The sequence below is a fragment of the Aeromicrobium sp. 636 genome, assembly GCF_024433585.1.
Taxonomy (GTDB): Bacteria; Actinomycetota; Actinomycetes; order Propionibacteriales; family Nocardioidaceae; genus Aeromicrobium; species Aeromicrobium senzhongii.
Genome location: NZ_WNJU01000004.1, coordinates 359,099 through 385,397, shown reverse-complemented (window position 1 = coordinate 385,397; position 26,299 = coordinate 359,099). Strand labels below are relative to the sequence as shown.

At 70.9% G+C, this 26,299-nt stretch carries 25 protein-coding genes and 1 tRNA gene; 8 read left to right on the top strand and 18 right to left on the bottom strand.

Translation table 11 applies throughout. The annotated features are described in order from the left end of the window. From rsmA to rsmI, 6 genes are all read right to left on the bottom strand, one after another. Positions 1–897 (bottom strand): 16S rRNA (adenine(1518)-N(6)/adenine(1519)-N(6))-dimethyltransferase RsmA, encoded by an 897-nt coding sequence (gene rsmA / locus GL325_RS14740; RefSeq protein ID WP_255499614.1) that lies wholly within the window; start codon positions 895–897, stop codon positions 1–3. Then, the gene (locus GL325_RS14730; protein WP_187770004.1) at positions 870–1,952 is read right to left on the bottom strand and encodes a resuscitation-promoting factor; all 1,083 of its coding nucleotides are present in this window, start codon (positions 1,950–1,952) and stop codon (positions 870–872) included. The genes rsmA and GL325_RS14730 overlap by 28 nt, the downstream gene beginning before the upstream one ends. 119 nt (positions 1,953–2,071) lie before the next feature. Continuing rightward, positions 2,072–2,929: a TatD family hydrolase gene (locus tag GL325_RS14725; RefSeq protein WP_187770003.1), complete on the bottom strand. Its 858-nt coding sequence runs from the start codon at positions 2,927–2,929 to the stop codon at positions 2,072–2,074. Positions 2,930–2,932: 3 nt separating this feature from the next. Continuing rightward, positions 2,933–4,513 carry a methionine--tRNA ligase gene (metG, locus tag GL325_RS14720; protein ID WP_187770002.1) on the bottom strand — a complete coding sequence of 527 codons (1,581 nt, stop codon included), beginning with the start codon at positions 4,511–4,513 and terminating at the stop codon, positions 2,933–2,935. Positions 4,514–4,558: 45 nt separating this feature from the next. Beyond that, positions 4,559–5,581 (bottom strand): glucose-6-phosphate dehydrogenase (coenzyme-F420), encoded by a 1,023-nt coding sequence (fgd, locus tag GL325_RS14715; RefSeq protein WP_187770001.1) that lies wholly within the window; start codon positions 5,579–5,581, stop codon positions 4,559–4,561. Further along, positions 5,578–6,420 carry a 16S rRNA (cytidine(1402)-2'-O)-methyltransferase gene (gene rsmI / locus GL325_RS14710; RefSeq protein WP_187770000.1) on the bottom strand — a complete coding sequence of 281 codons (843 nt, stop codon included), beginning with the start codon at positions 6,418–6,420 and terminating at the stop codon, positions 5,578–5,580. Before rsmI ends, fgd begins: the two co-directional genes overlap by 4 nt. Before the next feature lie 102 nt (positions 6,421–6,522). Here rsmI and GL325_RS14705 point away from each other — a divergent pair, with 102 nt between their 5' ends. The 6 genes from GL325_RS14705 to GL325_RS14680 all read left to right on the top strand — a co-directional run bounded on the left by GL325_RS14705 (position 6,523) and on the right by GL325_RS14680 (position 13,378). Then, complete coding sequence (locus GL325_RS14705) at positions 6,523–8,043, top strand: phospholipid carrier-dependent glycosyltransferase (protein ID WP_187769999.1); 1,521 nt, start codon at positions 6,523–6,525, stop codon at positions 8,041–8,043. Positions 8,044–8,095: 52 nt separating this feature from the next. Further along, complete coding sequence (locus GL325_RS14700; protein WP_187769998.1) at positions 8,096–8,671, top strand: RNA polymerase sigma factor; 576 nt, start codon at positions 8,096–8,098, stop codon at positions 8,669–8,671. Beyond that, positions 8,671–9,639, top strand: coding sequence for a DUF4349 domain-containing protein (locus GL325_RS14695; protein ID WP_187769997.1), 969 nt, complete (start codon positions 8,671–8,673; stop codon positions 9,637–9,639). Before GL325_RS14700 ends, GL325_RS14695 begins: the two co-directional genes overlap by 1 nt. 96 nt (positions 9,640–9,735) lie before the next feature. Next, the gene (locus GL325_RS14690; protein ID WP_187769996.1) at positions 9,736–10,776 is read left to right on the top strand and encodes an LLM class F420-dependent oxidoreductase; all 1,041 of its coding nucleotides are present in this window, start codon (positions 9,736–9,738) and stop codon (positions 10,774–10,776) included. Positions 10,777–10,868: 92 nt separating this feature from the next. After that, positions 10,869–11,483: an ATP-binding cassette domain-containing protein gene (locus tag GL325_RS14685; RefSeq protein WP_154595725.1), complete on the top strand. Its 615-nt coding sequence runs from the start codon at positions 10,869–10,871 to the stop codon at positions 11,481–11,483. Beyond that, positions 11,483–13,378, top strand: a complete 1,896-nt coding sequence (locus GL325_RS14680) for a YhgE/Pip domain-containing protein (RefSeq protein WP_187769995.1) — start codon at positions 11,483–11,485, stop codon at positions 13,376–13,378. The genes GL325_RS14685 and GL325_RS14680 overlap by 1 nt, the downstream gene beginning before the upstream one ends. A 12-nt stretch (positions 13,379–13,390) precedes the next feature. On the opposite strand, the gene GL325_RS14675 is transcribed toward GL325_RS14680, so the two are convergent. From GL325_RS14675 to GL325_RS14645, 7 genes are all read right to left on the bottom strand, one after another. Next, complete coding sequence (locus tag GL325_RS14675; protein ID WP_187769994.1) at positions 13,391–13,762, bottom strand: CrcB family protein; 372 nt, start codon at positions 13,760–13,762, stop codon at positions 13,391–13,393. Further along, on the bottom strand, positions 13,759–14,211 hold the full coding sequence (locus tag GL325_RS14670; RefSeq protein ID WP_255956231.1) for a CrcB family protein: 453 nt from the start codon (positions 14,209–14,211) through the stop codon (positions 13,759–13,761). The genes GL325_RS14675 and GL325_RS14670 overlap by 4 nt, the downstream gene beginning before the upstream one ends. 94 nt (positions 14,212–14,305) lie before the next feature. Further along, a tRNA-Ala gene (locus GL325_RS14665) sits at positions 14,306–14,378 on the bottom strand. Positions 14,379–14,447: 69 nt separating this feature from the next. Then, positions 14,448–15,428, bottom strand: coding sequence for a hypothetical protein (locus tag GL325_RS14660; protein WP_187769993.1), 981 nt, complete (start codon positions 15,426–15,428; stop codon positions 14,448–14,450). A gap of 83 nt (positions 15,429–15,511) precedes the next feature. Then, complete coding sequence (locus GL325_RS14655; RefSeq protein ID WP_187769992.1) at positions 15,512–16,114, bottom strand: GNAT family N-acetyltransferase; 603 nt, start codon at positions 16,112–16,114, stop codon at positions 15,512–15,514. Beyond that, complete coding sequence (gene glp / locus GL325_RS14650) at positions 16,114–17,388, bottom strand: gephyrin-like molybdotransferase Glp (RefSeq protein WP_154595730.1); 1,275 nt, start codon at positions 17,386–17,388, stop codon at positions 16,114–16,116. The genes GL325_RS14655 and glp overlap by 1 nt, the downstream gene beginning before the upstream one ends. Before the next feature lie 27 nt (positions 17,389–17,415). After that, positions 17,416–18,792, bottom strand: coding sequence for a UTP--glucose-1-phosphate uridylyltransferase (locus tag GL325_RS14645; RefSeq protein WP_187769991.1), 1,377 nt, complete (start codon positions 18,790–18,792; stop codon positions 17,416–17,418). Positions 18,793–18,810: 18 nt separating this feature from the next. On the opposite strand from GL325_RS14645, the gene GL325_RS14640 reads away from it, so the two are divergent. Together GL325_RS14640 and GL325_RS14635 are read left to right on the top strand one after the other, a co-directional pair. After that, positions 18,811–19,392 (top strand): 5-formyltetrahydrofolate cyclo-ligase, encoded by a 582-nt coding sequence (locus GL325_RS14640; protein WP_187769990.1) that lies wholly within the window; start codon positions 18,811–18,813, stop codon positions 19,390–19,392. Between the two features lie 171 nt (positions 19,393–19,563). Beyond that, complete coding sequence (locus GL325_RS14635) at positions 19,564–20,541, top strand: hypothetical protein (protein ID WP_187769989.1); 978 nt, start codon at positions 19,564–19,566, stop codon at positions 20,539–20,541. A gap of 84 nt (positions 20,542–20,625) precedes the next feature. Here GL325_RS14635 and GL325_RS14630 read toward each other — a convergent pair whose 3' ends face one another. The 5 genes from GL325_RS14630 to GL325_RS14610 all read right to left on the bottom strand — a co-directional run bounded on the left by GL325_RS14630 (position 20,626) and on the right by GL325_RS14610 (position 26,292). Next, positions 20,626–22,326 (bottom strand): GMC family oxidoreductase, encoded by a 1,701-nt coding sequence (locus GL325_RS14630; RefSeq protein WP_187769988.1) that lies wholly within the window; start codon positions 22,324–22,326, stop codon positions 20,626–20,628. A gap of 11 nt (positions 22,327–22,337) precedes the next feature. Beyond that, a complete protein-coding gene (locus GL325_RS14625; RefSeq protein ID WP_154595735.1) occupies positions 22,338–23,897 on the bottom strand; it encodes a succinic semialdehyde dehydrogenase in 1,560 nt (519 codons plus the stop codon). A 63-nt stretch (positions 23,898–23,960) separates the two neighbouring features. Then, entirely contained in the window at positions 23,961–24,428 is a 468-nt protein-coding gene (locus GL325_RS14620) for a GNAT family N-acetyltransferase (RefSeq protein ID WP_154595736.1), read from the bottom strand. Then, positions 24,425–25,198 carry a carbon-nitrogen hydrolase family protein gene (locus tag GL325_RS14615; protein ID WP_187769987.1) on the bottom strand — a complete coding sequence of 258 codons (774 nt, stop codon included), beginning with the start codon at positions 25,196–25,198 and terminating at the stop codon, positions 24,425–24,427. Before GL325_RS14615 ends, GL325_RS14620 begins: the two co-directional genes overlap by 4 nt. After that, positions 25,195–26,292 carry a GuaB3 family IMP dehydrogenase-related protein gene (locus GL325_RS14610; RefSeq protein WP_222865905.1) on the bottom strand — a complete coding sequence of 366 codons (1,098 nt, stop codon included), beginning with the start codon at positions 26,290–26,292 and terminating at the stop codon, positions 25,195–25,197. The genes GL325_RS14615 and GL325_RS14610 overlap by 4 nt, the downstream gene beginning before the upstream one ends. Positions 26,293–26,299 lie beyond the last annotated feature (7 nt).

Sequence of the window (26,299 nt, the reverse complement as noted above, 5' to 3'; positions counted from 1 at the left end):
CTAACGGCCGGCCGAGGCCAGCGACGCAGCGACGGCGGCGAACTGCTCGACCGTCAACTGCTCACCCCGGGTGCGGGGATCGATCCCCGCCGCCGTCAGGGCCGCCTCGGCCGCGGGGCCGCCGCCGGCCACACCCGCCAGCGCGGCCCGCAGCGTCTTGCGACGCTGCGCGAACGCGGCGTCGACGACCCGGAAGACCGCCGCGCGGTCGCCCGGCAGCGGCTCGTGACGGGTCATCGCGACCAGTGCCGAATCGACGTTCGGCGCGGGCCAGAAGACGTTGCGGCCGATGTTGCCGGCCAGTCGCACGTCGGCGTACCAGGCGGCCTTGACGCTGGGGATGCCGTAGGTCCGCGATCCCGGTCCGGCCGCGAGGCGGTGTGCCACCTCGGCCTGCACCATCACCAGGACGGTGCGCAGCGACGGGAACGTCTCGAGGAAGTGCAACAGGACCGGCACCGACACGTTGTACGGCAGGTTCGCGACCAGCGCGGTCGGCGCCGGCCCGGGCAACTCGGTGACCCGCATGGCGTCGGCCTGCACGAGGTCGAAGCGGTCGGCCGCGCCGGGCGCGAACTGCTCGATCGTCGCCGGGAGCCGCGCGGCCAACGCCTCGTCGATCTCGACCGCCGTCACGTGGCGGGCGCGGTCCAGCAGGGCCAGCGTCAGCGAGCCCAGACCGGGCCCGATCTCGACGACGACGTCGTCCGGGCCCACGCCCGAGACGTCGACGATGCGCCGGACCGTGTTGCCGTCGATGACGAAGTTCTGGCCACGCTGCTTGGTGGGACGCACTCCTGCCTCCTCGGCGAGCCGACGGATGTCGGCAGCGCCGAGCAGGCGGACGGTTTCGTCCGGGCGGGAGTCGTTCAGCGGATACCGACCTTGGCCGCGCAGGACCACTGGCCCCAGCCCGAACGCGCCTGCAGGATCTTGGCGTACTTGATCTGGGTCGCCTTGCTCTGCTCGTGCGGGTAGCCCGGGCCGCCGACGCTGCGCCACGTGGCGAGCGAGAACTGCAGGCCGCCGTAGTAGCCGTTGCCGGTGTTGATGCTCCAGTTGCCGCCGGACTCGCACTTGGCGATCCGGTCCCAGACGCCGCCGTCGATCGACGAGTCGGGGGTCTCGGGTGCGGGCTTGGCCTTCGTGCCGCGCTTCACCACACCGGTGACCGGCGGACGGACCGAGTTGCGGGAGATGACCCGGCGCTCGCGGAGCTTGCCGTCGGCCAGGATCAGCTCGACCTTCGCGCGGTCGAGACCGTCGCGACCCTCCCTGACGACCTCGGTGTCGCCCTTGAACAGCGACGGGTCGGAGGAGTAGGTGACCTTGTGGTCGACCGGGATCTTCTCGGTGCGCGTGACCTTCTTGATCCGGACGACGCGCAGCGCCTGGCGCGGCTTGAGGTACGAGCCGAGGCCCGGCTTGACCTCGTCGAGCTTGCCGACCTCGACCCCGTGCTGCTCGAGCAGGGAATGCACGGTGGGAGCCGCGGTGGTGAGCGTCTTCTTCTCGCCGTCGACCTTCAAGGTGACGGCCTTGGGGTTGCTGACCACGACGCTGTTGCCGTCGCGGCTCAGACGCTCGTCGGGCGCCATCGAGAAGACGGCCCCCTCCTTCGGCTCGACGCCGAGCGTGTCGAGCGCTCCGGCGACATCGACGTCGTGGACGGTGCGCTGGCTGATCTTGCCGTCGACGACCAGCGTGACGGCCTTGGCGCGGCGCACCTTGACGACGTCGCCGTCGTCGAGCTCGGTGACGGGAGCCGGGCTGACCTTGTCGGTGGCGGCCACGGTGACGTTCTTCTCGTCGAGCAGATCGGCGACGGAGTCGCTCTCGGTCCGCACTTCGGTGACCACGCCGTCGACGTCGACACGGACGAGCTGGTCGTAGGTGGAGGCGTGGACGACGCCGCCGATGGCAACGACCAGACCGGTCGCCAGGGCACCCATGACGAGCGCGTTCTTGGCAGTGACTTCAGGTAACAGACGGGGCACAAACAACCTCAGGGTTTCGGAGATGCAACCAATCCACCATGCGTGACGGGGACTGCGATATCAAGTTCTGTGGTTCAGGCCACGATATCGCCGCGCTCGGACCAGTGTCCGCCGAACGCCCGATCGGTGTTCTCGGCGATGGCGTCGCACAGCTGCGCGAGGTCGGTGTCGAGCACCTCGGCCATGAACCGCACCGTGTGCGGAATCAGGAAGGACGCGTTCGGCTCGCCCCGGTGCGGCATGGGCGTCAGGAACGGCGCGTCGGTCTCGACGAGGATGCGGTCGCGCGGCGCGATCCGCAGGGCGTCGCGCAGGTACTCGGCGTTCTTGAAGGTGACCGTTCCCGCGAAGGACAGGTAGGCGCCGCGGTCCAGGCAGCGTCGCGCGACGTCGGCGTCACCGCTGAAGCAGTGCATGACGACCCGCTCGGGCACACCCTCGTCGTCGAGGAGCGAGAGCACGTCGTCGTGCGCGTCGCGATCGTGGATCACCAGCGTGCGGTCGTGCCGCTTGGCGATCCGGATGTGACGACGGAACGAGTACTGCTGGGCCGGCCGGCCCTCGGCGCCGGTGCGGAAGTAGTCCAGACCGGTCTCGCCGACGGCACGGACCACGGGGTCGGCCGCGAGGCGGTCGATCTCAGCGAGATCGTCCTCGAGCGTCGCGCTGCGAGCGGCGTCGTTGGGGTGCATCGCCACGGCGGCGACGACGCTGGGCTGCTGCCGGGCGACCTCGACCGCCCACCGCGAGCTCTCGAGGTCGCACCCGACCTGGACGGTGCGCGTCACGCCGACGGCGGCGGCACGATCGAGTGCCTCGTCGACGGGGATCAGGGCTCCCCCGCGGATCCGCGTGTCGAGGTGGCAGTGGTTGTCGACGACCGGCCGCGGCAACGGCTCGGGCGCCTGCGGCCAGCCCTCGGTGAGGCTCACGGCTCAGTCCTGCGCGAGATCGATGCGCGGGAACAGCGACGGCACCTTGGTCACGGTGGCGCCCGGGCGCAGCCGGCCCCACGTCGCCACCTCGTCGAGGCGCTGGTCGGCGACCGGGCCGAGGTCGGGCTCGGCACCGAGGGACTCCCACAGGGAGGTGGTCGCCTTGGGCATGACCGGGTGCAGGGTGACCGCCAGGACGCGCAGGCCCTCGGCCGCGGTGTTGAGGATGGTGCCCAGGCGCTCGCGCTGCGACTCGTCCTTGGCGACGGCCCACGGCTCGGACTCGGTGATGTACAGGTTGAGGGCGTCGACGATGCGCCAGATCGCGGTGAGGGCGTCCTGCGGCGCGATGCGCTCCATCGCCTCGTCGGCCTCGGCCACGGCCGTCGCCACGGTCTCGACGATGTGCTGCTCGGCCGGGCCCAGCTCGCCGGCAGCCGGCAGCTCGCCGTCGAAGTACTTGCCGATCATGGCGGCCACGCGGGACGCGAGGTTGCCGAAGCCGTTGGCGAGCTCGGCGTGGTACCGCGCGCCGATGTCCTCCCACGAGATCGACCCGTCGCTGCCGAACGTCAGCGCCCGCGTGAAGTAGTAGCGGTAGGCGTCGGAGCCGAACGTGGCCACGATCTCGTTCGGGTGGATGCCGTTGGCCTTGCTCTTGCTCATCTTCTGGCCGCCCACCAGGAGCCAGCCGTGCGCGAAGACCCGGTGCGGCACGGGCAGCCCCGCGGCCATCAGCAGGGCCGGCCAGATGACCGCGTGGAAGCGCACGATGTCCTTGCCGACCAGGTGCACGTTCGCGGGCCACAGGTCCTCGAACCGCTCGTCGTCGACGCCGTAGCCGGCCGCCGTGACGTAGTTCAGCAGCGCCTCGATCCAGACGTACATGACGTGCGAGTCGTCCCACGGCAGCGGGATGCCCCAGTCGAACGTCGACCGCGAGATCGACAGGTCCTTCAGGCCGCCGCGCACGAACGCGAGCACCTCGTTGCGCGCCGACTCCGGCTGCACGAAGTCGGGACGCGCCTCGTACAGCTCGAGCAGCTTGTCGGCGTACTTGCTCAGCGGGAAGAAGTAGTTCTCCTCGGTGACGTGCTCGAGGCGGCTGCCGTCGAGCGTCGAGATCTTGAAGCCCTCGTCCTCGCCCTCGCCGTCGGCCACGTACTCGTCGGCGACGAACTCCTCGGAGCCCACGCTGTACCAGCCCGAGAACTCGCCGCGGTAGACCTCGCCGCGGTCGTGCAGGGCCTGCCAGAACGCCTGGGCGCCCTTCTCGTGGCGCTGCTCGGTCGTGCGGATGAAGTCGTCGTTGGCGGCGTCGATCGTCTGCAGCATCGGCAGCCACTCGTTCTCGACGAGGCGGTCGACCCACTCCTGCGGGGACACGCCGTTGGCCTCGGCCTTGCGCAGGACCTTCTGGCCGTGCTCGTCGACGCCGGTCAGGAACCAGACGCGCTCGCCGCGCTGGCGGTGCCAGCGGGTCAGGACGTCGCCGATCGTGGTGGTGTAGCCGTGCCCGATGTGGGGCGCGTCGTTCACGTAGTAGATCGGCGTCGTGGCGTAGAAACGAGGTTCGGGCACGCTCCCGAGTCTAGTGAGCCCTCCGGCGGCGGCTCGTCCCGGCGGTCAGCGGTCGCGCAGGCGCGGGGCCAGGTCACGCTCGAACAGCTCGAGGAAGCGGTTCTGGTCGTTCCCCGGCGCGTGGAACACGAGGTGGTTGAAGCCCCAGTCGACGTACTGGCCGATCATCTCGACGACCTCGTCGGGATCCGAGCCCACGATCCAGCGCTTGGCGATCTGCTCGATCGGCAGCGCGTCGGCCGCCTTCTCCATCTCGACCGGGTCGGTGATGGAGTGCTTCTGCTCGGGCGTGAGCGACAGCGGCGACCAGAAGCGCGTGTTCTCCAGCGCCAGCTCGGGATCGGTGTCGTAGGAGAGCTTGATCTCGATCATCCGGTCAGCCTCCTGCGGGGCGCGCCCCGCGGCCTCGGCGCCCTCGCGCATCGCCGGCAGCAGCTTCTCGGTGTAGAGCTCGGGCCCCTTGCCCGAGGTGCAGATCGAGCCGTCTCCCATGCGTCCGGCGTACTTCGCCACGACCGGTCCGCCGGCCGCGATGTAGACCGGGATCGGCTCGTCGGGGCGGTCGTAGATCGAGGCGTCGTGCGTCGAGTAGTACTCGCCCTCGAAGGACACCCGCTCGTCGGACCACAGGGCCCGCATGAGGCGCACCGACTCGCGCAGCCGCGCGAACCGCTCCTTGAACTCGGGCCAGTCCTGCTCGCCCGCACCGCGGAAGCCGGTGGCGATCTCGTTGAGCGCCTCACCGGTGCCGACGCCCAGCACGATCCGACCCGGGTACAGGCATCCCATCGTGGCGAACGCCTGGGCGATGACGGCGGGGTTGTAGCGGAACGTCGGCGTCATCACGGACGTGCCGATGACCACGGAGTGGGTCCGCTCGCCCACCGCGGTCATCCACGCGAGCGAGAACGGGGCGTGGCCGCCCACGTGGCGCCACGGCTGGAAGTGGTCGCTGGTCCAGACCGACTCCATGCCGTGCGCCTCGGCGGCCACGGCGTACTCGACCAGGTCACGGGGACCGAACTGCTCGGCCGAGGCCTTGTACCCGAGCTTCAGCGGCTGGCTCATGAGGACTCCTTCGGGGCGTGGGCGGCGGCATAGACCACCTTGCGGGCGATTCCGGTACGCCGCGCGACGTCGGCGATCGCGTCCTTCGTGCTGAGGCCCTCGGCTCGGGTCTGCTCGACCAGCGCCGCGAGGTCGGTCTCGTCGAGGTCCTCGGGGGCCGCCGGTTCCGCGCCGGAGACGACGATCGTGATCTCGCCGCGCACGCGATCACCGTCGCCGGCCCACTGCGCGAGGTCGGACAGCGGACCGCGCACGACCTCCTCGTACGTCTTCGTCAGCTCGCGGCAGACGGCTGCGCGACGGTCGGGCCCGAATGCCTCGGCCATCGCCGCCAGGGTCGCCGCGGTGCGGTGCGGGGACTCGAAGAAGACCATCGTGCGCGGGTCGGTCGCGAGGGTGCCGAGCACCCGAGCGCGCTCCCCCGCCTTGCGGGGCGGAAAGCCCTCAAAGCAGAAGCGGTCCACCGGCAGCCCTGAGACCGCCAGCGCCGTCAGCACGGCCGAGGGGCCCGGGATCGCGGTGACCGGCAGGTCCTCGGCCACGGCCGCGGCGACGATCCGGTAGCCCGGGTCCGACACGCTCGGCATCCCGGCATCGGTCACCAGGACGACGGTCCGGCCGGCGCGCAGGTCGTCCATCAGCTCGGCCGTGCGCTGCTCCTCGTTGCCCTCGAAGTACGAGACGACGCGAGCGGTGACCTCGACGCCCAGGTCGGCAGCCAGCCGCCGGAAGCGGCGGGTGTCCTCGGCCGCGACGACGTCGGCCTCGGCCAACGCGGGGGCGAGGCGCCCGGAGGCGTCCGCCACGGTTCCGATGGGGGTCCCGGCGAGGATCAGCACCCCTCGATCCTGCCACGGCGGCACACGGCGCGAACGGGCCCGATGTAACTGCGAGTTCGATGGCACTCCCGCTCGGCTCCCAGTCTGGCTAGGGTGTGCCGGGTGACTCTGCTCGACAACATCAGCCTGCGCGCCTGGGGATGGATCGGGCCGATCGCCGTGGCGTTGCTGGCCTTTCTCCTGCGGATCTGGAAGGTCTCGAGCCCGAACTCGCTGACGTTCGACGAGACGTACTACGCCAAGGACGCCTGGGGGCTCCTGCACGGCGGGTACGCACGCGACGCCGTCGATGACGCGAACGGCCGGATCATCAACGGTGAGACCGACGTGTTCACCCAGGACCCGACCTGGGTCGTGCACCCCGACGGTGGCAAATGGCTCATCGCGTTCGGCGAGAAGCTGTTCGGCCTGACGCCGCTGGGGTGGCGCTTCGGCGCCGTCGTCATCGGCTCCCTCACGGTCCTGGTGCTGGCCCGCCTCGTGCTGCGGCTCACCGGCTCGATCGCGCTGGGCTGCCTGGCGGGCCTGCTGCTGACCCTCGACGGGTTGCATTTCACGATGTCGCGCATCGCTCTGCTCGACGTCTTCCTCGCGTTCTGGCTGGTCTGCGCCACCGCCTGCCTGGCCGCCGACCGCGACTGGCTCACCCGCAAGCTGCGCGAGGTCGGACCCGATGCGTGGATCTGGCTGCGCCCCTGGCAACTGGCGGCCGGCGCCTGCTTCGGCCTGGCGATCGCGACCAAGTGGAGCGGTCTGTACGTGCTGGCGGCGTTCGGCATCACGGTCGTGGTGTGGGACGTGTGGGCCCGAGGCCGGGTCGCGACGTGGCAGGAGGCGGTGACGCGGGTGCTGCGTGCCGGCCTCCCCGCCTTCGTCTCGCTCGTCGGCGTCGCGCTGGTGGTCTACCTCCTCAGCTGGACCGGCTGGCTGCTGAACCACGACGCCTTCGAGACGCGCTTCGGGCACGGCTACGGCGACGAGCCGGTCTGGGGCAGCGTCAGCAACCCCACCCGTGGCCCGTTGGGCGGGTTGATCGACGCGTTCCGCTCGCTGTGGAGCTTCCACGTCATGACCTGGAACTTCCACACCGGCGACTACCTCGCGACCAAGACCCACCCCTACGAGACCAACGCCTTCGGCTGGCTCATCCAGTGGCGGCCCACGAACGTCTCCTCGAACTTCGACATCGCCGCCTCCGCCTGTGGCGCGGCGGCCGAGTCCAAGTGCGTCCGGCAGGTGCTGACGCTGGGCAACCCCGCGATCTGGTGGGTCGGCACGCTCGGTCTGGTCACGGCGCTCGTGGCCTGGATCCGCAACCCCACGTGGCGCTGGAGCCTGCCGCTGGTCGCCGTCGTGGCCACGTGGGCGCCGTGGTGGATCACCTCGGGCCGCCCGATCTTCACCTTCTACGCCGTCGCGATCGTGCCGTTCATGATCGTGGCGCTGTGCCTGGTGTTCGCCGCGATCCGCCGCCGCATCCCGGACCGACTGTGGTGGGGCGGCATCGCGGCCTACGTGGGCATCGTCATCGCGATGTTCTGGTACTTCTACCCGATCCTGGCCAACCGGATCATCACGTACGACCAGTGGCGCGAACGCATGTGGTGGGACCGCTGGATCTGAGACGATGCGCTGCACCGCGACATGAGAGGTCGTGGAGGCAAGGATCGAGACGATGGCCGGACCGGCCCAGCCCGAGGCGCATGACGCTCCGCTGAGCGACGCGGCGCTGCTGGCGCGGGCCCGACGCGGCGACACGTTCGCGTTCGGCACGCTGTTCGACCGGCACGTCGGTGCCGTCTACTGGCAGGCGCACCGGGTCGTCGGCGACGCCGACGAGGCCGAGGACGTCTGCCAGGACACGTTCGTCACGGCCTGGCGGCGCATCGGCGACATCACGATCGCCGACCGCTCGATCCTGCCGTGGCTCATGGTCACGGCGCGGTACACCGCGCTCAACACCCGTCGCAAGCGTGCGCGCCGTCGCGCCGTCGCGCTGGAGCACGAGCCGGTCGATCCCGACGCCGATCCCTCCGGCCGCCTGGAGGAGGCAGCGGTCGCGGCGGCCATCGAGGCGGCGGTGGCCCGCCTCTCTCCCATCGATCGCCGGTTGTACGAACTGTGTGTCGACGGTGACCTGACCTACGAGCAGGCGGCCGCCGCAGTCGGCGTGACCCACGGAGCCGTCCGCAACCGCGTGTCGCGATTGCGGACCCGCCTGCGCAGCGACCTGCGAGAGGAGCGTGCCTGATGACCGGGACGGAGCTGCCGGTGCTCGAGCCGGAGCGGATCGAGCGGATGCGCGTGGGCGTGATGGACGCGGTCGCCGAGCACGAGGGCGCCACGCGGCACCGGCGCCGGCGCGTGCGGGCGGCCTTCGCGGGCGCCGTCGCCGCGGCGGTCGTCGTCGTGGGTGGCGTCGGAGTGGGAGTGAGCGAGCTCGGCGGGTCCTCGAGCGACTCGAAGGCGAACACCGCCGATGACACGGCCGCGGCGGAGGCGCCGAGTGCCCGGTCGGACGCGGGCGCCGAGGCGGACGACACCGCTGCCGACGCGGAGGTCCCGCCGCTCACGACCGTCGTCACGACGGGCTCGATGTCGGTCGAGGTCGACGACGTGCGCGACGCGGTCGCGGTGATCCGCACGTTCGTCGCGGGGCGCCTGGGACGCATCGACGCCGAGACCATCGAGGGCGGCGCGGAGGGCTCGGCCTCACTCACCGTGCGCGTGCCCGCCGACGGCGTCGAGGCGCTCCGGCGCGAGCTCGACTCCCTCGGCGCGCCGTCCTCGGTATACCTCGAGCGCACCGACGAGGCGGCCACGATCGCGGACGTCGACGCGCGCATCGCGTCGCTGGAGACGTCGATCCGGCGGTTGCGGGCGATCATCGCGGAGTCCTCGTCGACCCGAGACCTGCTCGACGCCGAGGCCCAGCTCACCCAGCGCCAGGGAGATCTCGAGGCGCTGCAGGGCCAGCGCCGCGCACTGCGCGACCAGACCTCCCTGGCCACCATCGAGGTGCTCGTGACGCCCCGGGACACCGCGCGCCCGGTCGAGCCCGGTGAGGGCTTCAGTGGGGGCCTCACGCGCGGCTGGAACGCCCTCGTCGCCACCGTGGACGGGCTGGTCACCGTCGCCGGACTGCTGACACCGTGGCTGATCCCCGTGGGCCTGGGCGCCGTCGTCGTGCTGGGGGTCCGCCGACGCGCCCGACGCTGACCCACCTCGGGACCATCCGGGACGCGGCGGCCCTCGATGTGGCAGCGTGAGCCACGACACGGGCGACGTGCGCCCGCTCATGGGAGGTGCAGACGGATGAAGCTCGGACTCAGCCTCGGCTACTGGGGCAAGGGACAGCCGCCGGGACAGGCCGCGCAGGTCGCCCTGGCCGAGGAGCTGGGCTACGACTCGGTCTGGACCGCGGAGGCCTACGGCTCCGACGCCCTGACGCCGCTGGCCTGGCTGGGCGCCTCGACCGAGCGGATCAAGCTCGGCACCGGCATCGTCCAGATGTCCGCCCGCACCCCCACGGCCACCGCGATGGCCGCCATGACCCTCGATCACCTCTCGGGCGGCCGGATGATGCTCGGGCTGGGCGTCTCGGGCCCACAGGTCGTGGAGGGTTGGTACGGCCAGCCCTACCCGCGCCCGCTGGCGCGCACCCGCGAGTACTTCGACGTGCTGCGTCAGGCGATCGCCCGCGAGAAGGTCGCCCACGACGGCGCCCAGATCCAGATCCCCTACGTCGACAAGTACGGCCTGAAGTCCACCGGCCTGGGCAAGTCGCTGCGTTCGACGCTGCACCCGGTCCGCGATCAGATCCCCCTCCTGCTGGCCGCCGAAGGGCCGAAGAACATCGCCCTCTCGGCCGAGATCGCCGACGGCTGGATCCCGTTCTTCTACTCGCCGCACGACGCGACGTTCGCCCATGACGCGCTCGAGGCCGGCTTCGCGCTGCGCTCGCCCGAGCGGTTGCCGCGCGACCAGTTCGAGGTCGCCTGCCCGGTGCAGGTCATCGTGTCCGACGACCTGGAGGCGGCAGCCGACTGGATCCGTCCGTTCATCGCGCTGTACGTCGGCGGCATGGGCGCGAAGGGCGCCAACTTCCACTTCGACGCCGTCGCGCGCCTGGGGTTCGAGGAGGTCTGCACGAAGATCCAGGACCTGTACCTGGAGGGTCGCAAGGACGAGGCCACGGCCGCCGTCCCCCTCGACCTCGTCGAGAAGATCGCCCTGATCGGACCGAAGGAGAAGATCCGCGACGATCTCGCCGCCTGGCGCGAGTCCGTCGTCACGACGCTCATGGTCGGGGGCGACGAGGCCACCTTGCGCCTCATGGCCGAGCTCGTGCTCTGACGCGGCCGGGGTCCGGCGGGCGTCGCTCTCCGGTTTCGGTTCCCGCCACGCTGGGTCACAGTGGAGGGAACCGACTGCCGTAGCGAGGTCCCATGCGCATCGAATCCCTGGCTGTCGCGGTGGACGGCCCTCATTCGCCCCTGCTGCGCCCCACCTCAGCGACGATCGAGTCCGGAGCCGTCACGATCATCGACGGGCCGCCGGGGACGGGCCACACGGCTTTCAGCCTCGTCGTGGCCGGCCGGATGGTCCCGTCCTCGGGGCAGGTCCTGGTCGACGGCGAGGCGGACGGGCAGCGGCTGCGCCGCGAGGTGGCCGTCGTCGACGTGCCGGCGGTCTCCGAGCCCGACGAGGTCGTGTCGCTGTCGACGGCGATCGGCGAGGAGCTGGCGATGGCGCGCCTGCCCGCCCGGCCGAGGCACGTGCGCGAGACGCTGAGCCAGTACGGCGCCGAGGACTGGCGTCGCACGCGCGTCGAGGACGTGCCGGCCGCGTTGCGGTTCCAGCTGCTCGCGTATCTCGCCGCCCAGCGCCCCGGCGTCCGCGCCCTCGTCCTGTGTTGTCCCGACCGTTACGGCGTGCAGGCCGACGAGGCCCTCGGGGTGGCCCGCGAGCTGGCCGACTCCGGCTACGCCGTGTGCCTGCAGCTGACCACGACCACCCTGCAGGGTGTCGACCACTCGCACGCCACCCTCGGGAGGTCCTGATGACATCGCTGCGGCTCGCCCTCACCGAGCTCCTGAGGCTCAGTGCCGGACTGCTCCCCCGGCTGGCCATCGCGGCCGTGATCCTGATCCCGACCCTCTACGCCTCGCTCTACCTGTGGGCCAATCACGACCCGTACGGCCGCCTCACCACCGTCGAGGCCGCGCTCGTCGTCGAGGACCAGCCCGCCGAGAGCAAGCAGAGCGGGCGCATCGACGCCGGCCGCGAGGTGGCTCGCGACCTGGTGAAGGACGGCTCGTTCGACTGGCGCGAGGTGTCCGCCGCCGACGCGGACCGCGGTGTCGAGAACGGCGAGTACCTGTTCGCCCTGACCATTCCCCGGGGGTTCTCCGAGGCGCTCGCCTCGACGGCGGACTTCGACCCCAAGAAGGGCACGCTGATCCTGACCACGAACGAGGCGAACAACTACCTCTCGGCCACGATCGCCGACCAGGTCCTGTCGAGGGTCAGCGCGTCGATCGACCAGAACGTCGGCGAGAAGGCCGCTGCCGCGTTCCTGCTGGGCTTCTCGACCCTGCACGACAAGCTGCAGGAGGCCGGAGCCGGCGCCGAGAAGCTGACCCAGGGCATCGCCGAGGCGGAGAAGGGCAGCGAGCGGCTCGCCACCGGCGCCACGAAGCTGGCCGACGGGCAGGCGACCCTGCTCGAGGGCCAGCGCACGCTCGGCCGAGGCATCAGCAGTGCCGCCTCGGGCACGGCCGAGCTCGAGAGCGGGTCGCGCCAGGTGGCCGCCGGCAACGAGAAGATCGCGACGGTGGCCGACGACATCGCGGCCGCCTCCAAGACGGCCAATGAGGCGCTCCCGCAGGCGCGGGCCGACATCGCCGAGCTCCTGGACGACGCCGGACTCACTCCGGCCCAGCAGCGCCGGATCCTGGCGCAGGTCGACCAGCTCGGAGCACCGCTGAACCAGCTCAACGACAAGGTCCAGGCCACGGACGCCCAGATCGACGAGCTGGCCGCCGGCGCCGAGAAGGTCGCGAACGGCACCGCGACGCTCAAGAACGGCCTCACGACCGCCGAGTCCGGCAGCGCCCGGCTCGTCAGCGGGCAGCTCGAGGCCGAGAACGGGGCGAGGAAGCTGGCATCGGGCGCCGACGAGCTGACCACCGGGCTGGGCACGGCCCGCGCGGGGTCCCAGCGCCTGGCGACCGGGCTGGAGGACGGCATCAACTCGGTCCCGGACCTCGGCCGTGAGCGCCGCGACGAGGCCGCCGAGGCCATCGCCTCGCCGATCCAGACCCGGGACGTCGCCCAGGCGTCCGCCGACAGCTACGGCGCCGGACTGGCTCCGTTCTTCCTGTGCATCGGCACCTGGGTCGGCAGCTACGTCATGTTCCTGCTGGTGCGGCCGCTGTCCAACCGCGCCATCGCCGCGCGTCAGTCCCCGTTGCGCACGGCTCTCGGTGGCTGGCTCACCCCCGCGCTCCTCGCGGCCGTGCAGGTGCTCGTCATGCTCGGCGTCGTGGTGTCGGTGGTGGGCATCGACGTGCTCCGTGCCGCGCAGGTCGCGCTGTTCCTCATGCTGGTGGCCGCGGCCTTCGTGGCCATCGTGCACTGCCTCAACGCGTGGCTCGGGCCGGTCGGTCAGTTCCTCGGGCTGGTCCTGCTGGTCCTGCAATTGGCCAGCGCCGGCGGCACGTTCCCGTGGCAGACCTTGCCCGGCGCGCTGCAGGCCGCCCACCACGTCCTGCCGATGTCCTACGCCATCGACGGCATCCGACACCTGATGTACGACGCGGCGCTCGACAGCCTGCCGCGCGACATCGCGGTGCTCGCGGCGTACGTGGTGGGATCGGTGGCCCTGACGGCCCTCGCGGCCTATCGACGAAGGATCTGGAAGGTGTCGCAGATCAAGCCGGAGATCGCCCTGTAGATCGCCCTGGCGTCAGCGTCCCCCGAACCAGAGGCCGAGCCCGGCCGCGAGGAGGCTGCAGACGAGCATCGCGGCCGCGTGCACAGTCGCCGTCACGAGGGCACGGGAGCCGCGCTGCCGGGCCAGGCTCACCGCTTCGACACTCGCTGCCGAGAAGGTCGTGTACCCGCCCAGCAGACCCGTCCCGACCACCGAGCGGACGTCCGCACCGACGCCATGGTCGCCACTGAGCGCCACGACGAGTCCGAGCAGGAACGAGCCGGTGACATTGACGACGAGGGTTCCGAGGGGCACCCGCGAACGGACCACACGCGCCACCCATGCATCCACGACGAACCGCAGCACCGCGCCGAGCCCTCCGGCCAGCACCACGAGGCCGATCATCGGCCGGCCTCGTCCGGATCGACCGACGTCGTCCGCGCGCCCCCGAGCAGCACGCCCAGCCCCGCCGCCAGGACACCGGCGACGACACTGCCCAGCGCGTAGGCCGCGCCCAGACCGAGCGCCCCGTCGCGCAGCAACTCGTCGACCTCGACGATGAACGTGCTGTACGTCGTGAAGCCGCCGAGGACGCCGGTGCCCACGGCAAGCCGCACTCGGCGACGCCCACCGCTGTCGTCACCGCGTACCGCGAGCGCCGACACGAGCGCGCCCAGCAGGAACGATCCGGACACGTTGATGGCGAAGGTGGTCCAGGGCCACTCCCCCGGGCCCGCCGCGAACGTGTCCTCGAGCACGGCCCGCACGAGCGTGCCCACCGCGCCGCCGATCAGGACGAGCAGCACGGGCCCCAGTGCCGACACAGGCGTGGAGGGGATGTCGGGACCGCGCACGGCCCGAGCCTACGCGGCGGGAAACGACGCCGCGGCGGGCCGCAGGCTGAACGACGACGGCGCCCCCGGAAGAATCCGGAGGCGCCGTCTCGGGTGGAGCATAGGAGATTCGAACTCCTGACCTCTTCGATGCGAACGAAGCGCGCTACCAACTGCGCCAATGCCCCAAGGCCGTGGTCCAGCCTAGCAAAACCGTTCCGCCGATCACATCCGCGGGTCGGTCTGCGTGCCGCAGGTCAGTGACCGACGGCGCGCTGCTCGGTGCCGGTGTCGCCCTCATCGCCTGCGATGCCGGGCAGTTCGGTCTGCTCACCCTCGACGTGACCGGACGTCCAGGCGCCGGGCTGACCGAACTCGATGGTGCGCACGGTGCGACCGGCACGCGGCTTGCTGACGTACGTCGGAACCGTGATCGGCAGCGGATCCCAGACCGGCTCGCCGGTGGTGGCCGAGACGCTGGGGACCGCGATCTGCAGCTGCTCGTCCAAGGCGTCGGCACCCAGCGGGGCGTCCATCTCCATGACGTTGCGGCGGTTCGGGTCGTAGTCCTCGACCTGGTCGGAGACGACGACGGTCATCTCCTCGTCGGCGGCGGTGCCGCCGACGGCAGCCTTCGAGCCGCCCTCGGTGACGCGGCCCGACGCCCAGCTGAACAGACGACCGGTGGCGGCCGGGACAGCGCGCAGGCGACGAGCAGCGGCACCCAGGCCGGCCGACGAACGACCCTCACTCTGGCGACCGATGCCACGCTCCTGGCGGACCATGACGCGGCACAACACGAGCCAGGCGACGATCAGGCCGACACCGATGGCCGGGGTCCACACCGCGGTGACACGAGCGATCGCGAGACCGGAGAGCACCGCCAGCACGGCGACCAGCGTCAGCAGCACGTTGCGGCGACGGCGGGCGGCGATGCGAGCGGCTTCGCGCGTGACGCGCGGACGCTGCGTGTCGACCGCCGGAGAAGTCCGGTCGACACGAGGGGAAGTCCTCTTCAGGGGGGCCGGGGCGGCCGGCGCCGGGCGCTTCTGCTCGACGGGACGCTCCTGGGCGGTGACGGTGACGCGACGGGGCTCGACCACACGTCGGGTCGGTCCGTCCTGGTCGAGGGACGAGTTCTTGCCCGCCTCGTCGTAGCGACGCAGGACGAGCGGGACGAAGTACGCCGCCCACAGTGCGACGACGAATGCGACGATCAGTCCGCTGGAACCCTCCACGTTTGAAACCGTAGGTCGTGACGGACGTGATCCGTGGGAGGGACGGGGGCGTGTCGCCCCGGAGTTCGTCGGGCGTGCGTCACTCAGCTGTCGGCAGAGCCGTGGCGCAGCCGGTGCAGGACCCCGTCGGGCGCGTCTTCTCGCAGCAATTGGAACAGTCGGTGGTCGCGCCAGTCCCCCGCGATGTGCAGGTAGCGCGGCGCCAGCCCGAACTCGGCGAAACCCAGCTTCTCGACGACCCGTAGGCTCGCGGCGTTCTCGGGGCGGATGGAGATCTCGATCCGATGGAGCCCGACCTGCGTGAACAGGTGGTCGCACACGAGCGCGACGGCGGTGGGAGTGACGCCCCGGCCCGCGTGACTGCGCGCCACCCAGTAGCCGATGCTGGCCCACAACGCCGAGCCGCGCGTGATCCCGCTGACCGTCACCTGACCGACCATCGTCCCGGCCCAGGTGATCGCGAACGGCATCGCGGTGCCCTCGCGGGCGCGCCGCCGCAGGGCGCCGATCGTCGCGCCGTACGACTCCGGCGCGACGCCCTCGCCCCGGGGCAGCGTGGCCTCCCACGGACCCAGCCACTCGAGGTTCTCGGTGCGCAGCCGGGCCCAGGCGGAGGCGTCGCGGCGCACGAGCGGCCGCACGCCGATGAGTCCGTCCGACAGTGTCGCCGGCCAGCCGCGAGCCATCAGAAGTTGCGGTCCAGCACCAGGGTGCGGACGGTGTCGCCGAGATTGAGCGCGCTCTCGTCCTCGCCCACGACGATCAACGCGTTGGCCTTGGCCAGCGCTCCGACCAGGTGCGGGCCGGTGTGCGGCAGCGGGGTGACCTTGGCGCCTCGGTGCGTGACCTCGAAGAACGCCGGGCGGTACTCGCGCAGCCCCGTGTCGGACCTCAGGTCCTCGGCCAGGACCGCGTGCACCTGCGGGCGGCGGTAGGGCGTGCGCCCGAGCATCCGCCGGATCGCCGGCACCACGAAGACCTCGAACCCGACATAGGCCGACACGGGGTCGCCGGGCAGCGTGATGACGGGCGTCTGCTCCTCGAAGACCCGGCCGAACCCGTGGGTGCGGCCCGGGGTCATGGCGACGTCGGAGAACGCCACCTCGCCGACCTCGGTCAGCGTGCGCTTGACCAGGGCCCGGTCGTCGCCGGTGATGCCGCCGGTCGTGACGACCAGGTCGGCACGCACCAACTGGTCGGAGAGCACCCGCTTGAAGACGGCCGGATCGTCATCGACGACGCCGACGCGGTAGGCGATGGCGCCGAGGTCGCGAACGGCGGCGGCGAGCATGGAGGAGTTCGCGTCGAACACGGAGTCCACCTCGAGGTGGGCTCCGGGCTCACGCAGCTCACGACCGGTCGACATGACCACGACGCGCGGACGCGGACGGGCCCGGACGCGGTCGCGGCCGATCGCGGCGAGCAGTCCGATCTCGCGGGGGCCGAGCACGGCTCCCTCGGGAAGCGCGACGGCGCCGCGGGAGAGGTCTCCGGCCGCGTGGCGCACGCCCGCCCCGGCCAGCACGGCGCGGCCGATCGCGACCTTGGTGCGCCCTCCGTCGGTCGAGTCGGCCGGCACGACGGCGTCGGCGCCGCGCGGCAGCGGCGCTCCGGCCATGATCCGCACGCACGAGCCGGCGCTGATGGCGAACGGCTTGCCCAGGCCGGCGACGATCTCGGCCACGACCGGCAACTCGACCGGCTCGCCGGGACGGGCCCCGACGACGTCGGTGGCGTTGACGGCGTACCCGTCGACGGCAGCCGAGGAGAACCGTGGCAGGTCCTCATTGGCCAGGACGTCCTCGTGCAGGCTCAGGCCCAGCGACTCGACGACCGGCTGGTCGTAGGCCGCCAACGGGCCGACGCCACGCAAGATGGTCTCGAGATGGTCTTCGACCGTCAGGCGACCGGGGGCCACGCTGACGGGACGCGTCCGCGGGGGCAGTTGACCTGACGACATGCGTGCCAGCCTAACCGGCGGACGGACTCAGATCCCGGACAGCACGGTTCCGGACGCCACGTGGCGCGGTCGGCCCTCGTCCTCGAGCACGACATCGCCGCGCACGACGACGCCTTCACCGAAGCTCCAGTCGCCGCGCACGGTCAGGGACGTGGCGTACAGCAACGACACCGAGAACGGCAGTCGCTTGTCGAACTCGGCGATCGCGCCGAAGTAGCGCTTGTCCAGATCGACCGCCGGAACGTCGTCGAGACGGGCGCGCAGCTGGTAGTCCGGGCCCACGTCGTAGACGTCGGAGCGCAGCAACAGCAGGTCGTCGGTCGTCTTGACGGGCAGGAACCGCGCCCGGTCGACCTCGATCGCCGTCGCACCCTCGAACACCGAGATCGCCGCGCCCATCGCGGACTCGATCTGGATCACCTCGGGGCTGGCGGGATCGGTCGGGTCGACCCGCTTCTGGTTGCGGATCAGCGGCAGGTCGAGCACGCCGTTCGCCCGGTCGAGCTCGGCACGCAGCGCGTGCAGGTCGAACCACAGATTGTTCGTGTGGAAGTACTTGTGCACGTGCAGGTCGGCGGCGGCCTCGCGGTCCTCCGGGGCGATCTGCGCGGTCTCGCGCAGGATCAGGCGGCCGTCGGACTTGCGCACGACGAGGTGTCCGCCCTTGACGTCGGCCGGCGTGCGCCGGCACACCTCGGCGGCGTAGGGCGCGCCCGTCTCCGCGAACCACGCCATCATCGCGGGATCGGGCACGGCACCGAGGTTGTCGGCGTTCGAGATCGAGGCATAGCGATACCCCGCCTCGATCAGCTGGTCGAGCACACCGGACGCGTCCAGCGCGGTGTAGAGGTCGGCGTGGCCGGGCGGGCACCACTCCAGCGAGGGATCGGCCGGCCACTCGACGGGCTCGAGGGTCTCGGCGTCCAGCCGCGGCTCACGGTTCTGGACGAAGTCCAACGGCAGATCGCCGACCTTGAGCTCGGGGTAGCGCGCCAGCGCGGCCAGGGTGTCGTCGCGGGTGCGGAAGCTGTTCATGAACAGCAGCGGCAGGTCCACGCCGAGGGTGGACCGCACGTGCCAGACCTGGTCGACGATCAGGTCCAGGAAGCTCAGCCGGTGCTTGATCGGCAACAGCGACTTGGCCTGCTTCATGCCCATCGTCGTGCCGAGTCCGCCGTTGAGCTTGATGACGACCGTCTCGGCGGCCGCGCGGCGCAGGGTCTCGTCGTCGAAGTCCAGACGCGCGATGCTCTCGACATCGGTCAGCGGATCGACGTCGGACTCGGGGATCAGGCCCGACGCACCTTCCTCCAGCTGGTGGTAGAACGCCGTGAAGACGTCGATCGCCTGCTCGGGAAGTCCGTCCGAGCGCATCTTGTCCTGTGCGTCTGCCAGTGCTTTCATCGGGCCTAGGCTAGCGGCATGTCGGCCGACGTGATCAGTGAGAAGGTTCAGTTGCGCACGTCACTGGCCGCGGGGCGGCGCACGAGATCACCCCAGGATCGGGCGGCCGCCGCCGAGGCGATCGCCCTGCACGCGGCCGCGTTGCCGGCCTTGGCCCGCGCGGCCCGGGTGGCGGCCTACCTCTCCATGCCCAGCGAGCCGGGCACCGCTCCTCTCCTGCAATGGCTGCAGGATCGGCAGGTCACGGTGCTGGTGCCCGTGAGTCATCCGGATCGCTCCCTGACGTGGGTCGAGCACGCGACCGACGCCGTCCGCGCCGGATCGCTCGGCGTCCCCGAGCCCGTCGGCGCGGACCTGGGTCCCGACGCCCTGGCGACCTGCGACATCGCGCTCGTCCCGGCACTGGCCGTTGACCACGGCGGCAACCGGCTCGGCCGGGGCGCCGGCTACTACGACCGCGCGCTGGCCGGCTTCGACGGCGTGGTGTGCGCGCTGGTGTTCGAGGACGAGCTCCTCCCCCACGTCCCCCACGAGACGCACGACCGGCCCGTCGACCTCGTCCTGACCCCCGCGGGCGTCTTCCGGCCGCTGCGGGACTGACGGTTTACCACGGTGCCGTGGTAAACCGCCGCCTCCCTGGGGAAACTTCCCTGGGGCAGCGCGCACTTGCCCAGGGAAGCACTCTCCACAGGCCCGCGGTGAGCACTTCCGAGATCAACAGGCTCCGCTGAGGCCGTTCTCCTCGGGCGAACCAGCCGACAGCCTCAGGCCATGCATGCAGAACTGCGCGATGCACTCGCGACCAACGGCGGACATCTCCTGCGCAGGGATTTGGTCTCCATGGGTTACAGCGACCGGATGATCCGCCTGCTCGTACACCAGTCGTTCTTGACCAGGCTGCGTCATGGAACCTACGTCGACCGCCAGGTTTACGACGCACTCAGCGTTGTGGAACGCCATCTCGTCCACTGCAGAGCCGTACTCGATCGCCTGGGTCCCGGCGTGGCGCTCTCTCACCACTCCGCCGCGGCCCTGCACGGGATCGAGATGTACCGGCCGGCCTTTCGCCACGTGCACGTGACCCATCTCGACGGCAAAGGCGGTCGCCGCGAGGCCGGTGTGGTCCACCACGAAGCCGAGGTGCCCTCAGGGGAGTTGACTCGCGTGGAGGGAGTTCGCGCCGTTTCCCCCGCTCGTTCCCTGTTCGAACTCGCCTCTCTCGACGGTACCGAGTCTGGTGTGGTGGCCGTTTCATCGGCCCTTCACGCCGGGTTGTCGACGAAGGAGGAGCTGCTCGATCTCGAGACCCGCTTCAATCGCTGGCCGGGCTACTCACACGCCCGCCTGGCCATCCGTCTGGCCGACGGACGAATCGAGTCGGTCGGCGAATCGCGCTCCCTCTACCACCTCTGGCGCCACGGTGTACCCCGTCCTGAGCTTCAAGCGACCATCACCAACGCCGACGGCAGCACCCTGGCGCGCGTCGACTTCGAGTGGGAACTCCATCGTCACGTGGGCGAGTTCGATGGGATGAGGAAGTACAGCGCGTACGGCGATGGGCGGGAAGCCCTCATCCGGGAGAAGCGGCGTGAAGACCTCGTCCGCGCCACGGGACGGGGAATGTCCCGATGGACGTGGAACGAACTCGCTGCTTCCCGCGTCCGCACGTGGGCCCACGAACTCGCGGCTTCATTGGAACATTCCCGTCGGCAGTTCGGCAGGAATGCGGTTCACCTTCCCCTCGGGTGACTTCCCCAGGCAATCTGGCTCGTCCCCAGGGAAGTTTCCCTTGGGAGGCGCTGGTTTACCACGGGACCGTGGTAAACCAGCGCCTCAAGACACCCCGACGATGGGCAGCCGGTAGGCCGCGGGGGCGTCGACCGGGACGACCGGGTTCTTGGGCATGACCGGCTCGAGCCGGCGGTACGGCTGGCCCAGCGCCGGCCGCTGGTCGGGCTCGCCGCGGTTCGGCCAGAGCGCCACGGCCCGCTCGGCCTGCGCCGTGATCGTCAGCGAGGGGTTCACGCCCAGGTTGGCCGTGATGGCCGCGCCGTCGATCACGTGCAGTCCCTCGTGGCCGTACAGGCGCTGGTAGGGGTCGATGACGCCGGTCTGCGGGGAGTTGCCGATGGCACACCCGCCCAGGAAGTGCGCGGTCATGGGGATGCCGATGGGCTCGGTGACGATGCCGCCGGGCACCCCGTCCATGTAGTCGGCCATCTCGGTCACGGCGCGGTGCGCCGACGCGATGTAGGTCGGGTTGGGCTCGCCCGTGCCCTGCTTCGTGGTCATCTTGCGACCGCCGAACAGCCGGCGCTTCGTGTAGGTCGTGATCGAGTTGTCGCGGGCCTGCATCACGAGGGCGATCACGGTGCGCTCGGACCAGTGGAACGCGTCGTAGAGCTTGGGCAGGCGCGGGCCGAGCTTGACGATGTTCTTGAGGACCGTCCGCAGCTTGGGCTCATCGTGTCCGCTGCCGTCGGTGGAGAGCACCATCTGGACGAACATCATCACGTTCGAGCCCTTGCCGTACCGGACCGGCTCGATGTGCGTCGTGGGGTCGGGGTGGATCGAGGAGGTGATCGCGACGCCCCGGGTGTAGTCGACCTCGCGGTGCATCGCGACCGAGCCCATCAGCGCCTCGGAGTTCGTCCGGGTCAGCAGGCCCAGGCGATCGGAGATGTTCGGCAGGCTGCCGGAGTCGCGCAGGCGGTGCAGCAGCCGCTGCGTGCCCAGGGAGGCGGCCGAGAACACGACCTGCTCGGCCCGGATGACCGGCTGCGTGCCGCGCCACTTCTTCGTGGACTTCGAGTGCACCTCGTAACCGCCTCCGGCGCGGGGCCGCACGTCGACCACGGTCGTGAGCTCGCGGACCTCGGCGCCGGCCTGCTCGGCCAGGTACAGGTAGTTCTTGACCAGCGTGTTCTTGGCGTTGTGCCTGCAGCCCGACATGCACTCACCGCAGTTGATGCAGGTCCTGCGAGCCGGTCCGGCGCCACCGAAGTACGGGTCGCCGACGTCCTGGCCCTCCTCCTCGCCGAACAGTACGCCGACCGGGGCGAAGTGGAACGTGTCGCCGTAGCCCAACCGGTCGGCGGCCTCCTTGACCACGCGGTCCGCGGGCGTCATCTTCGCGACCGTGTTCACGCCGAGCATGCGCTTGGCCTGGTCGTAGTACGGCGCGAGCTCGCTCTTCCAGTCGGTGATGTGGCTCCAGGCCGGGTCCTCGTAGAACGGGTCGAGCGGCTCGTAGAGGGTGTTCGCATACACCAGCGAGCCACCGCCCACCCCCGCGCCGGCGAGCACCAGCGAGTTGCGCAGCAGGTTGATCCGCTGGATGCCGTAGCAGCCCAGCTTCGGCGCCCACAGGTAGTCGCGCAGGTGCCAGGAGTTCTTGGCGAACTGGTCGTCGGCGAACCGGCGGCCGGACTCCAGCACGAGGACCTTGTAGCCCTTCTCGGTCAGCCGCAGCGCCGAGACGCTGCCGCCGAACCCGGATCCGACGATGACGACGTCGTAGTCGAACTCGCTCATGGTGATCCCTCTCAGGCCTTCCGGCTGAATCGGCGCATCAGCACCAGCCCGACCGTCAGCACGGTGGTGAAGGTGCGCTTGGACAGCTGCGGCGGGCCGCCGACCGGCACGAGCCGCTGGACGCCGACGGACTGGCTCTCGGTGAAGCGCAGCAGGCCCTCGGCGCCCTGACGGCGCCCGGTGCCGGACTGCTTCATCCCGCCCATGGGCGCGCCGATGCTGCCGAACGTGGCGGCGAAGCCCTCGTTGACGTTGACGGTGCCCGCCTGGATCCTCGGAGCCACCTTGCGGGCCCGGCGGACCGGTCCCCAGACGCTGGCGTTGAGGCCGTAGACGGTGTCGTTCGCCTGCGCGATCGCCTCGCCGACGCCACGGTACGGGTACAGCGACACGAGCGGACCGAAGGTCTCCTCGGCGAAGCACAGTGCGGTCTCGGGCACGTTCTCGAGCACGGTGGGCTCGTGGAACCACGGTGCGATGTCGGGGCGGGCCCGGCCGCCCGAGACGACGGTGGCTCCGTGGTCGATCGCGTCGGCGACGTGCTTCTCGATGGTGGCCAGCTGCGCGGGCGACACGAGCGTCCCCATCTCGGCCTCCCAGTCGGCGTTCGCGCCGTAGCTCAGCCGCTCGAGCCGCTCGGCGAGCGCGTCGCGGTACTGGTCGTAGATCGACTCGTGGACGTAGATGCGCTCGATGGACACGCAGAGCTGACCGGCCGAGCTGAACGCGGCGTTGATCGTGCCCTCGACCGTCTTCTGGACGTCGGCGCCGGGCAGGACGATCATCGGGTTCTTGCCGCCGAGCTCGAGCGAGCAGCCGATGAGCCGCTCGGAGCACTGCGCGGCGATGCGCTTGCCGGTGGCGGTCGAACCGGTGAAGCAGATGTAGTCGGAGTTGTCGATGATCGTCGACCCGATCGTCGATCCCGCGCCGCTGACGACCTGCCACAGGTCCTTCGGGAAGCCGGCGCGGTGCATCAGCTGGATGATCGCGAGCGCCGTGAGCGGCGCCTGGCTGTCGGGCTTGTGGACGACGGCGTTGCCGGCGGCCACGGCGGCCAGTCCGTCGACCAGCGCCATCGACAGCGGGTAGTTCCACGGCGTGATGAGCCCGACGACGCCCTTGGGCTGGTGGTACTGGCGGATCCCGGTGAGCACGGGGTACGCACCCGCGATCCGGTGCGGGCCGAGGATGCGCGAGAGCCGGCGGCCGTAGTAGCGGCCGGTCAGCGCGGTGTGGAGCACCTCGTCGAACGCGTGCGCCCGAGCCTTGCCCGACTCCAGCTGCACGAGATCGAGCAGCTCCTCGCGGTTCTTCAGGATCAGGTCGTGCAACCGCAGCAGCGCCCGCTTGCGACGCCGCAACGACGTCCGGGCCCAGGCCCGCTGGGCGACGCGGGCGACCGCGAAGGCGTCGAGCACGTCCTGCTCGGTCGAGACCGGGACCGTGGCGATGTCGGCGCCCGTGAGCGGGGTGACGGTCGTGCGCGTCTCGGTGCCCGTCGCCCGGATGAGGGCCGTGAGTTCGGCGATCCGCGCGGGGCTGACTGTGATCTGGGCGACATCAGGCATGAGAGGACGATACCGCGAAGTAACCGAATGTGACACACTCCATGTCACATAGAGCGAACGCCCCTACGCCGGCTGCTGCGCCGCCAGGGTCTTGGCGAAGCAGAGCGACTCCGGCACCTGGTCGTAGGGCGGGTAGACCTCGATGGGCGCGTATCCCGAGCGCTCGTACAGCGCGATCGCGGCGCGCTGCCGCTCGCCCGTGTGCAGCACGACCCGGTCGGTGACCCGGGCCGCTCGCGCTTCGATCTCGGCCAGCAGCCGGGGCGCCAGTCCCGTGCCCCGCGTGCTCGGCAGCAGGAACATGCGCTTGATCTCGACCAGGTCGCGCAGCCGGCGCAGGCTGACCGTGCCGACCGGCTCGTCGCCGTCGAGGACGAGGAGACAGGCGATCACCGCGTCGGGATCGATGTCCTCGGCGCCGACCGTGTGGCGAGGCCGTCCGTAGAGGTCGCTCATCTCCTGGGACATCCGGGCCCGCAGCGCGACCGCACGCGGGTCGAGGAAGTCGACCTCGACGATCCGGGCGCTCACCGTCGCACCACCGGTCCCGGCTCGCGCAGGTCGGCGAGCATCGCGTGCTGAGCCCTCGTCGCCTTGAGCAGGGGGCGGTCGAGCGTGGCGACCGCGACGCCCTCCCCCGTTCCGACCTCAGCGACGACGCGCCCTTCGGGGTCGTACACGGCGCTGCCACCGTCGAAGTCCGCGCCGGCCACCGACCCCGTCAGCCCGCTGACGACCGCGTACATGCCGTTCTCGAGCGCGCGGGCCCGGTAGTACAGCTCGCGCCGGTGGGCACTGCCGGTGAAGTACGCGACCGAGGCGGCGTACACCTCCGCACCGGCCAGGGCGACGGCGCGCGCGTGCTCGGGGAAGCACCCGTCGTAACAGATCGACAGGCCCACGGACCACCCCCGGACGTCGATGATCACGCTGTCGACACCGGGGACGACGTGCTCGTTCTCGGCATCGCACGGGTTCTGCTTGTCGTACACGCGGCGGCCGGCGGGATCGTCGCCGAGGCCGAACGCCAGCGTCGAGATCGTGAAGCCGTCGGGCCCGTCGAGGCAGGCTCCGACCAGCACCACCATGGCGGCCTCGGCCGCGGCCGTCTCGATGGGACGCAGCCGCGGATCGGTCTCGCCCACGACGATCGGCGGCATCCGGTAGCCGCCCAGGAAGAGCTCGGGCAGGACCAGCAGGTCGGCGCCACGGGCCAACTCGACGGCCCGGACCACCGTGGCGATGTCGGCCTCGACGTCGCCCTGCGAGGCGAACTGACCCGTGGCGACCGTCAGCGTCACCCGAGCACGACCTCGATCCGCTGGAACTCCTTGAGATCGGTGTAGCCGGTGGTGGCCATGGCCCGGCGCAGCGCGCCGACCAGGTTCATCGTGCCGTCGGGGACGTTCGAGGGACCGAACAGCACCTGCTCGAGCGAGCCCACCGTGCCGATCTCGACCCGCTCGCCGCGGGGAAGGTCGCCGTGCCAGGCCTCGGCGCCCCAGTGGAACCCGCGACCGGGCGCGTCGGTCGCGCGCGCGAACGGCGAGCCGATCATGACGGCGTCGGCGCCGCAGGCGAAGGCCTTCGTCAGGTCGCCGCTGCGACCGATCGATCCGTCGGCGATGACGTGCACGTAGCGGCCACCGGACTCGTCGAGGTAGTCGCGCCGCGCAGCGGCGACGTCGGAGACGGCCGACGCCATCGGCACGGCCACGCCCAGGACGCTGCGGGTCGTGTGCGTGGCGCCACCGCCGAAGCCGACCAGCACGCCGGCGGCGCCGGTGCGCATGAGGTGCAGCGCGGCCTGGTGCGTCGCGCACCCGCCGACGATGACCGGCACGTCGAGCTCGTAGATGAACTCCTTGAGGTTCAGCGGCTCGGCGTTGCCCGACACGTGCTCGGCCGAGACCGTGGTGCCGCGGATGACGAACAGGTCGACGCCGGCCTGGACGACCGCGTCGGCGAACTGCTTGGTGTGACCCGGGCTCAGGGCCCCGGCGACGGTGACACCAGCCGCGCGGATCTCGTGCAGGCGAGCGGTGATGAGCTCGGCCTTGATCGGCTCGCTGTAGATCTGCTGCAGGCGCGGGGTGACCTGCGCCGGCTCGATCCGGGCGATCTCCTCCAGCAGCGGCAGCGGATCCTCGTACCGGGTCCACAGACCCTCGAGGTTCAGCACGCCCAGGCCGCCGAACTTGCCCAGGGCGATCGCGGTCTCGGGACTCATGACCGAGTCCATCGGCGCCGCGATGATCGGCAGGTCGAACCGGTAGGCGTCGATCTGCCAGTCGGTGGAGACCTCGTGCGGGTCGCGCGTCCGCCGACTCGGGACGATCGCGATGTCGTCGAAGTGGTAACCCTGGCGACCGCGCTTGGCCAATCCGATGTCGATGCTCACG